General features: G+C 72.6%; 9 protein-coding genes. 4 read left to right on the forward strand and 5 right to left on the reverse strand.

Features of this window, described 5'->3' with window-relative positions:
- Nucleotides 1-385: 385 nt before the first annotated feature.
- Nucleotides 386-1,177 carry a hypothetical protein gene (locus ACWCV3_RS19745; protein ID WP_451225478.1) on the forward strand — a complete coding sequence of 264 codons (792 nt, stop codon included), beginning with the start codon at nucleotides 386-388 and terminating at the stop codon, nucleotides 1,175-1,177.
- 131 nt (nucleotides 1,178-1,308) lie between these two features.
- Nucleotides 1,309-1,707, forward strand: coding sequence for a hypothetical protein (locus tag ACWCV3_RS19750; protein WP_451225481.1), 399 nt, complete (start codon nucleotides 1,309-1,311; stop codon nucleotides 1,705-1,707).
- 92 nt (nucleotides 1,708-1,799) lie between these two features.
- Here ACWCV3_RS19750 and der read toward each other — a convergent pair whose 3' ends face one another.
- The 4 genes from der to ACWCV3_RS19770 form a co-directional block, all read right to left on the reverse strand.
- A complete protein-coding gene (gene der / locus ACWCV3_RS19755; RefSeq protein ID WP_451225484.1) occupies nucleotides 1,800-3,284 on the reverse strand; it encodes a ribosome biogenesis GTPase Der in 1,485 nt (494 codons plus the stop codon).
- 64 nt (nucleotides 3,285-3,348) lie between these two features.
- The gene (locus ACWCV3_RS19760; RefSeq protein ID WP_451225526.1) at nucleotides 3,349-3,951 is read right to left on the reverse strand and encodes a lysophospholipid acyltransferase family protein; all 603 of its coding nucleotides are present in this window, start codon (nucleotides 3,949-3,951) and stop codon (nucleotides 3,349-3,351) included.
- A 62-nt stretch (nucleotides 3,952-4,013) separates the two neighbouring features.
- Nucleotides 4,014-4,709 (reverse strand): (d)CMP kinase, encoded by a 696-nt coding sequence (gene cmk, locus ACWCV3_RS19765; protein WP_451225487.1) that lies wholly within the window; start codon nucleotides 4,707-4,709, stop codon nucleotides 4,014-4,016.
- Between the two features lie 127 nt (nucleotides 4,710-4,836).
- Entirely contained in the window at nucleotides 4,837-5,931 is a 1,095-nt protein-coding gene (locus ACWCV3_RS19770; RefSeq protein ID WP_451225490.1) for a prephenate dehydrogenase, read from the reverse strand.
- A gap of 247 nt (nucleotides 5,932-6,178) precedes the next feature.
- On the opposite strand from ACWCV3_RS19770, the gene ACWCV3_RS19775 reads away from it, so the two are divergent.
- Nucleotides 6,179-6,637 (forward strand): Rieske (2Fe-2S) protein, encoded by a 459-nt coding sequence (locus ACWCV3_RS19775; RefSeq protein WP_451225492.1) that lies wholly within the window; start codon nucleotides 6,179-6,181, stop codon nucleotides 6,635-6,637.
- A 22-nt stretch (nucleotides 6,638-6,659) separates the two neighbouring features.
- Entirely contained in the window at nucleotides 6,660-7,367 is a 708-nt protein-coding gene (locus ACWCV3_RS19780) for a nucleotidyltransferase domain-containing protein (RefSeq protein WP_451225495.1), read from the forward strand.
- Nucleotides 7,368-7,434: 67 nt separating this feature from the next.
- Here the strand turns inward: ACWCV3_RS19780 and ACWCV3_RS19785 are convergent, their stop codons facing one another.
- The gene (locus ACWCV3_RS19785) at nucleotides 7,435-8,475 is read right to left on the reverse strand and encodes an ADP-ribosylglycohydrolase family protein (RefSeq protein WP_451225498.1); all 1,041 of its coding nucleotides are present in this window, start codon (nucleotides 8,473-8,475) and stop codon (nucleotides 7,435-7,437) included.
- Between the last annotated feature and the right edge of the window lie 256 nt (nucleotides 8,476-8,731).

The following is an 8,731-nucleotide window of genomic DNA, read 5'->3' on the forward strand; positions in this document are numbered from 1 at the left end:
AGTTGCACACGGCGAAGGAATCTAAGGAGGACAGGTACCGCATTTCAACAACGACCCGTAGAGCCAGGCCAGTTGGCGGTTACCGCCAGTATCAGCGATTTCCGGCCAACCACTTCATACGTTTATTTCAGTACATGTCAACCATGGGAGGCACCTGCCCGTGACGCACCTCACCCTTTCAAGTTCCTTGACCGTGTACGGAGTTGACGGGGAGTGTCCGATTCCGCGTCGAAAGTGACCCTGCGCGCAGACCGGTTCGATTCCGTTCCCCCTTGGGCGTGACCCCCACCACAGGACGCCCGTTGTCTTCTGCATGAGCCCGCGATCCCAAGGCTCAGCGACCGGGAGCCACCCGGCCGACCGCGCGCATCCCGAGGGAGCCACCGTGCCGCGCATGCTCGACGTCAGTGACGCCGTACGCGCCGAGATCGGCGACGAAGAAGCCGACCGGCTGCTCACCGGAGCCAACGCTCCGGGCAGTTACGACTGCACGTCCTGCCGCACTCCGGGGGACTCCGAGCAGGAACGCACCAGCACCGTCCTGTTCGTCGGGGACGAGACCGCCGTCCTCGCCTTCGCCCACGCGGGCTGTCTGCCCTCGCAGGTCGTGCAGGTCACCGAGGAGCAGTTGCAGGGTGCCGTCCGCTCCATCGGCGGCGAGTCGGACCCCCGGGAGCAGGAGCAGTCCCACCGGACCGCCCCCGAGCCCGCCGTGCTCGGGGTGACCAGCGGACTGGTGCTGATCGAGGGCGAGTTGCACCCGGCGCTCGTCGTCGAGCCGACCGCGCCCATCGCGCGGCCCGGTGCCACCGGGGGCGGGGACGACTTCCTCCCTCTCCTCATCGAGCAGGGCTTCATGCCGGTCACCGCGCTCGACGCCGTCCCTCCGGTGCTGCACGGCTGGTCGGTGCTGCTCGCCGTGGGCCAGCTCCACGCGGTGCTGCAGCCGGGCCCGCACGGCAGTCAGCCGGTGGCCTGGTGGCAGGCGCACCAGCCGCTCCAGGTCACCGACAGCTGGCGGGCCGCCGCCAACAAGCACCAGCAGGTGCTGATGTTCGCGGCCCCGGTCGGCTCCATCGGACGCCAGCCCCGCGAGGACCTGCTCCGCGACGCCCTGGACAAGGCCGCCGCCAACGGCCGCCTGGTCGCCGCCGCCCTCCCCCTCGCCGGCACCTGAGCCCACCGCTGTCCCGGACACCGGCCGTGCCGTCCCCTCGGGGGCGGCACGGCCGATCGTGCTGTCCGGCGCACCCCCGAGAGCCCTCCGCGTGACCGCATCCCTTTGGGTGCACCGTCGTTTGGACATACGTGCACCCATACGACGCCTCTCCCCGCCGGCCCGCCCTGTCCCCCGTTCCCGTCGCCCGGTCCGGGCAGGAGAACTCCGGCGGGCCCTCGTCCACGCCGATCTACGACACGCTGTACGCGGAGTGGGTCAAGACCTTCCGTACGCTGCCCGGGGACCGCAGCGGCGAGGAGAACCTGGGCTTCACCGCCTTCGGGAACCTCCCGCAGAGCACGGGCTCGTACGGCGGGCACCGGCCGGGGTCGTTCAGCAGCTCCTACAGCGCCTACAGCGCGGGGGCGTACAGCGCACGGCAGCAGTCCCAGCAGTCCCAGTGGCAGCGGATCGGCACGATCGGGCGGGCCCAGCCGGACGGCTCGGGACCCCCGGCGCTCCCCCCGGCCCCGCGCCAGGGCAGCTGAGGCCGGCCGAGCCGGACACGAAGGGGCGGCCCCGTCTCCACAGAGACCGGGCCGCCCCTTCACCGTGTGTGTCTCCGCCGTGGCGGATACCCCTACTTCTTCTTGGCGCCGCGCTTCTCGCGCACCCGCACCGAGAGGTGGATCGGGGTTCCCTCGAAGCCGAACTCCTCGCGCAGGCGGCGCTCGATGAAGCGCCGGTAGCCCGCCTCGATGAAGCCGGAGGCGAAGAGGACGAAGCGCGGCGGCTTGGTGCCGGCCTGAGTGCCGAACAGGATGCGCGGCTGCTTGCCGCCCCGGACCGGGTGCGGGTGGGCGGCGGCCAGCTCACCGAGGAAGGCGTTCAGCCGGCCGGTGGGGACGCGGGTCTCCCAGCCTTCGAGAGCGGTCTCGATCGCCGGGACCAGCTTCTCCATGTGGCGGCCGGTGCGGGCCGAGACGTTGACGCGCGGGGCCCAGGCGATCTGGCCCAGCTCGGTCTCGATCTCGCGCTCGAGGTAGTACCGGCGCTCCTCGTCGAGGGTGTCCCACTTGTTGAAGGCGACGACGACCGCACGGCCCGCCTCGACGGCCATGGTGACGATGCGCTGGTCCTGCACCGAGATGTTCTCGGAGCCGTCGATCAGGATGACCGCGACCTCCGCCTTCTCCACGGCGGCGGCCGTACGCAGCGAGGCGTAGTAGTCGGCGCCCTGCTGGAGGTGGACGCGCTTGCGGATGCCGGCGGTGTCCACGAACTTCCAGGTCTTGCCGCCCAGCTCGATCATCTCGTCGACCGGGTCACGGGTGGTGCCCGCCAGCTCGTTGACGACGACGCGCTCCTCGCCCGCGACCTTGTTGAGCAGGGAGGACTTGCCGACGTTGGGGCGGCCGATCAGCGCGATGCGGCGGGGGCCTCCGACGCCGGCGCCGCCGAAGGTCTGCGCGGGCGCGTCCGGCAGCGCCTCCAGGACGGCGTCCAGCATGTCGCCGGTGCCGCGGCCGTGCAGGGCGGAGACGGGGTGCGGCTCACCGAGGCCCAGGGACCACAGGTAGGCCGCGTCGGACTCGCCGGAGAGGCCGTCGACCTTGTTGGCGGCCAGCACGACCGGCTTGCCGGCCTTGCGCAGCAGCCGGACCACGGCCTCGTCGGTGTCGGTGGCGCCGACCTTGGCGTCCACCACGAAGACGACCGCGTCGGCGGCCTCGATCGCGTACTCGGCCTGCGCGGCCACGGAGGCGTCGATGCCGAGGACGTCCTGCTCCCAGCCGCCGGTGTCGACCACCTTGAACCGGCGGCCGGCCCACTCCGCCTCGTAGGTGACGCGGTCGCGGGTGACGCCGGGCTTGTCCTCGACGACCGCCTCGCGGCGGCCGATGATCCGGTTCACCAGGGTCGACTTGCCGACATTGGGGCGGCCGACGACGGCGAGTACGGGAAGCGGGCCGTGGCCCGCCTCGTCGATGGCGCCCTCGACGTCCTCGATGTCGAAGCCCTCTTCCGCGGCGAGCTGCATGAACTCCGCGTACTCGGCGTCGCCGAGAGCCCCGTGCTCGTACTCGTGCGCGGCCGAGCCGTCGGGCTGGTTCTGGTCGTTCATGAAGTCCGTACCTCGTCGTCGTTCGTGGTGATCGGTGGAAGTGGCCCGATCCGGGCCGGTTCCACTACTCAAGTGTCGCCCAGCGCCCGGTCAGACGCCTGGCGTTTTCCAGGTGTGCGGTGAGCCGCTTCTGGATGCGCTCGGTCGCCTCGTCCAGCGCCTTGCGCGTGCGTCGCCCGCTGTCGTCACCCGCCTCGAACGGGTCTCCGAAGACCACGTCGACGCGGGAGCGCAGCGGCGGCAGGGCCTTGACCAGACGGCCGGGCCTGTCGGCGCTGCCGAGCACGGCCACCGGGACGATCGGTGCTCCGCCGCGTACCGCGAAGTAGGCGAGCCCGGCACGCAGCGAGGCGAAGTCGCCCACGCCCCGGGTGCCCTCCGGGAAGATCCCCAGCACGCCGCCGCTCTCCAGGACGCCGAGCGCCCGGGCGATGGCTGTGCGGTCGGCGCTGGTGCGGTCCACCTTGAGCTGGCCGATGCCGGTCAGGAAGGGGTCCAGCGGGCCGATGAACGCCTCCTGCTTGATCAGGAAGTGCGTCGGCCTGGGCGCCACGCCCATGACCATGGGGCCGTCGATGTTGTGCGAGTGGTTGACGGCGAAGATCACCGGTCCGCTCGCGGGCACCTTCCAGGCGCCCAGCACGCGCGGCCGCCACAGGCCGTACATCAGGCCGACGCCGATGCGCCGGCCGATCTCGGCGCCCCGCTCCGAGGGCAGAGCCGGGTCGTTCACTTCCCGGCCCGCTTCTCCTCGACCAGCGTGACGACGCACTCGATGACCTGGGCGAGGGTCAGCTCGGTGGTGTCCACCTCGACCGCGTCGTCCGCCTTGGCGAGCGGCGAGGTCTTGCGGCTGGAGTCGGCCGCGTCCCGCTTGATCAGGGCCTCGCGGGTGGCGGCGACGTCGGAGCCCTTCAGCTCGCCGCTCCGGCGGGCCGCGCGGGCCTCCGGGGAGGCGGTGAGGAAGATCTTGAGGTCGGCATCGGGCAGCACGGTGGTACCGATGTCGCGGCCCTCGACGACGATGCCCGGCTCGGCGGAGGTGGCGATCGTGCGCTGCAGCTCGGTGATCCGGGTGCGCACCTCGGGCACCGCGCTGACCGCGCTGACCTTGGAGGTCACGTCCTGGGTGCGGACCGGGCCGGCCACGTCGTAGCCGTCGACCGTGATGGTCGGGGCCAGCGGGTCGGTGCCGGAGACGATCTCCGGCTTGCCCGCGACGGCGGCGATCGCGGTCGGGTCGTCCAGGTCGATGCCGTTGGTCACCATCCACCAGGTGATCGCCCGGTACTGGGCGCCGGTGTCCAGGTAGCTGAGGCCGAGCTGCGCGGCCACGGCCTTGGACGTGCTCGACTTGCCCGTGCCGGAGGGGCCGTCGATCGCTACGATCACGGGCTGTGCGGTCGGGGCGGCGCCGTTTTCCACGGGAGGGCACCTTCCTGGTGAAGGGTGTCGGTCGGGTGGCGGGACGCGAGGGCGCCCCGCACAAGGTTACTGGGTGTGGGTCACTCGTACGGACGCACGTGCGCCGCGTGACCGCCGGGGGTCCGCGCTACTGCCGCAGGGCCCAGCCCCGCTCGCGCAGCGCCTCGGTGAGGACGGGCGCGGCACCCGGTTCGACCATGAGCTGGATGTGCCCCGCCTGCTGTCCGGTGGCGTGCTCGATGCGGACGTCCTCGACGTTGACCCCGGCACGTCCGGCGTCGGCGAAGATGCGGGCGAGCTGGCCGGGCTGGTCGTTGATGAGGACCGTGACGGTCTCGTACGCGCGCGGGGCGGAGCCGTGCTTGCCGGGGACCCGGACCTGGCCGGCGTTGCCCCGGCGGAGCACGTCCTCGATCCCGGCGCCGCCGGTGCGCCGCTTGTCCTCGTCCGCGGACTGCAGGGCCCGCAGCGCGCGCACGGTCTCGTCCAGGTCTGCGGAGACGTCGGTGAGGAGGTCGGCCACGGGGCCGGGGTTGGCGGAGAGGATGTCGATCCACATCCGGGGGTCGGAGGCCGCGATCCGGGTGACGTCCCGGATGCCCTGCCCGCACAGCCGTACGGCGGCCTCCTCGGCGTTCTCCAGCCGGGCGGCGACGAGGCTGGAGACCAGGTGCGGCATGTGGGAGACGAGCGCGACGGCGCGGTCGTGGGCGTCGGCGTCCATCACGACCGGGACGGCACGGCAGTGCGAGACCAGTTCGAGGGCGAGGTTCAGCACCTCGGTGTCGGTGTCGCGGGTCGGGGTCAGCACCCACGGACGGCCCTCGAAGAGGTCGGCGGTGGCGGCCAGCGGGCCGGACTTCTCCCGCCCGGACATGGGATGGGTGCCGAGGTAGCGGGCCAGCACGCCGTCGTCGAGGCCGAGGGCCTCCAGTTCGCGGCGCGGGCCGCCCTTCACGCTGGCCACGTCCAGGTAGCCGTGCGCGATGTCGCGGCGCATGGCGTCGGCGAGCACCGTGGCGACGTGCGCGGGCGGCGCGGCGACGAGCGCGAGGTCGACCCGCCGCTGCGGCGTCTCGTCGGTTCCGGCGCCGAGGGCGGCGGCGGTACGGGCCTGCGCCGGGTCGTGGTCGGCGAGGTGGACGGTGACGCCCCGCTGCGCGAGGGCGAGCGCGGCCGAGGTCCCGATCAGCCCGGTGCCGATGACGAGTGCGGTTCTCACTGGGCGATGTCCTTGTGCGGGGCGGCGGCGCCGGCGCGGCGCCGGCTTCTTACGGCGTCCAGCCTAAGGGCGGGCCGGACGGAGGCCGACCGGGCGACGGGAGGGGCGCCCGTTCGGCCGAGGCGGGCTCCGACCCGCTGCCACCTGCTTCGTCCGGACGGTGTTCGGTGCCAGGATGCCGGGGGTCTGGGGTTTTCCGTCCCTTTTTCATCTGTTTTCCGCCCTTTGAACCTCTCGGAGTGACGACATGACCCAGCCCGCGACCCGGCGCACGCTTCTCGCCACGGGGGCCGCCACGCTCGCCGCCTGCTGTGCGGGATGCGGCGGCGACGGCGGCAGTTCCTCGGCCACCGCCAGCACCTCCCCCGGCGGAGAGAGCGCCTCGGCCTCCGGTTCCGCCTCCTCCGGCTCCGGTGACGGGCAGGCGCTGGGAGACGTCGGCGAGATCCCCGTGGGCGGCGGCAAGGTCTTCACCGCGGAGAAGGTGCTGGTGACGCAGCCCGAGAAGGGCCAGTACAAGGCGTTCTCCGCCATCTGCACCCACCAGGGATGCACTCTGAACAAGGTCGCGGACGGCACCGCCGACTGCCCGTGCCACGGCAGCAGGTTCCGTATCTCCGACGGCTCGGTCGCGCACGGCCCGGCCACCGAGCCGCTGCCCGCCAAGAAGGTCGTGGTGCACGGAAACACGGTGCACCTGGCCTGACCCGCCGCGTACGCTCCCCCGCATGCGCCCCGCCGACCTGGTCCGCGACCACACCGTCTACGCCTGCGTCATGGGCTCGCGTGCCTTCGGCCTGGCCACCGGTACCAGCGACACCGACCGGCGGGGCGTGTTCCTGGTCCCGACCCCGCTGTTCTGGCGGTTCGAGAAGCCGCCGACGCATGTCGAGGGGCCGGGCGAGGAGCGGTTCTCCTGGGAGCTGGAGCGCTTCTGCGGACTGGGACTGCGGGCCGACCCGAACATCCTGGAGTGCCTGCACTCCCCGCTGGTCGAGCACGTCGACGACACCGGCCGCGAACTGCTCTCCCTGCGCGGGGCGTTCCTCTCTCGTCAGGTGCACGCCACCTTCACCGGCTACGCCCTCGGCCAGCGCCGCAAGCTGGACGCCGACGTCCGCACCACCGGCGCCCCGCGCTGGAAGCACGCCATGCACCTGCTTCGCCTGCTCGCCGGCGCCCGCGACCTGCTGCGCACCGGCGAACTCCGCCTCGATGTGGGCGAGGAGCGCGAGGCGCTCCTCGCGGTGAAGCGGGGCGAAGTTCCCTGGGCGGAGATCGAGACGCGGATGGCCAGGCTGGCCGAGGAGACCGACGCGGCCCTGCTCCGTACCCCGCTCCCGCCGAAGCCGGACGAGGCCCGGGTGGCCGACTTCCTGTACCGCGCCCGGCAGGCGTCCGCGGCGGGCGCCCAGGGGGCGCCTTGCCGGTCCTGAACCCGGCCCGGCCGGCAGGACATTCCCTGAGGTGTGCGCGAGGTCTCGCCCGGCTCTCGCGGTGACGCTATGTCGCGGACAGGCTCCGGGCGTCCCAGAGGGCGCCCAGCTCCAGCAGTTCGTCGCGGTGCTCGATCCGGTCCACCCAGTCGGCGGGCCAGGCGTCCGCGCCCAGCCACGCGCCCGCGAAGGCGCCGGTCAGGCAGGCGATGGAGTCGGAGTCGCCCGAGGTGCAGGCGGCCCGGCGCAGGGCCAGGAGGGGGTCACCGGGGAAGAGCAGGAAGCAGAGCAGGCCGGTGGCCAGCGCCTCCTCGGCGATCCAGCCCTCGCCGGTGACGAGACAGGGGTCGGTCTCCGGGGAGACCGTGCGGACCGCGTCCTGGAGACGGTCGAGGATCGCCAGGCACTCGTCCCAGCCCCGGGCGATGAAGTGTTCGGGGCTCGGGTCGTGGGCGCGCCTCCACAGGTCGCCGAGCCAGGTGTGGTCGTAGCGGGTGCGGTGGTCGAGGGCGTAGGAGCGCAGCCGGCCGACCAGCCCTTCGGGGTCGGCGCCCCAGGCCAGCAGCCAAACAGCGTGCGCGGTGAGGTCGGAGGCGGCCAGCGCGGTGGGGTGGCCGTGGGTGAGGGCGGACTGCAACTGGGCCGCGCCCGCGCGCTGTTCGGCGCTCAGATGGGGGGCGAGGCCGAGCGGGGCGACCCGCATGTTGGCGCCGCAGCCCTTGGAACCGACCTGGCTCGCGTCCCGCCAGTCCCGCCCCTCCTCCTTCAGCAGCGCGCAGGCGGTGAGACAGGTGCGTCCGGGGGCGCGGTTGTTCTCCGGGGACTGGTACCAGTCGACGAACTCCTCGCGCAGCGGCCGCTGGAACCGCTTCGGCGCGAGCGAGCCCCGGCCCGTGGCCGTACGGAGTGCGCGCCCGAGCGCGAGGGTCATCTGCGTGTCGTCGGAGACGAGGGCGCGGCCCGGCAGCTCCATCTCCCGCCAGGGTCCGCACTTGGCGAGGATGGAGGGCACGGCGTCGAACTCGGTCGGGAAGCCCAGCGCGTCGCCGAGGGCGAGTCCGAGCAGGGAGCCGGTGGCGGCGCGTTCGCCTGCGGGCGTGGTGGTCATGGGTCACGTCCTTCCGGGCGCCCATGACCCGGCCCCGTTGGTCCGGCCGCACAGCCACCCGACTAATCGTCAGATTGACCATAAAGCCGGACCGTCACCGGCGGCAAGACCTCGTCCTAAGGGCTGTCCCGTAATCCCTGGTGGATCAGCGCGCGGCGTCGGATGCGGTGCATCGCAAGGCGGAGGGTCGTCCGCATACTGGGCGTATGCGGACGATCCGACAACGCGGCGAGGCGCCGTAGCCGTCGTCGCGCGC

The organism is Streptomyces sp. NPDC001781 (assembly GCF_053596035.1).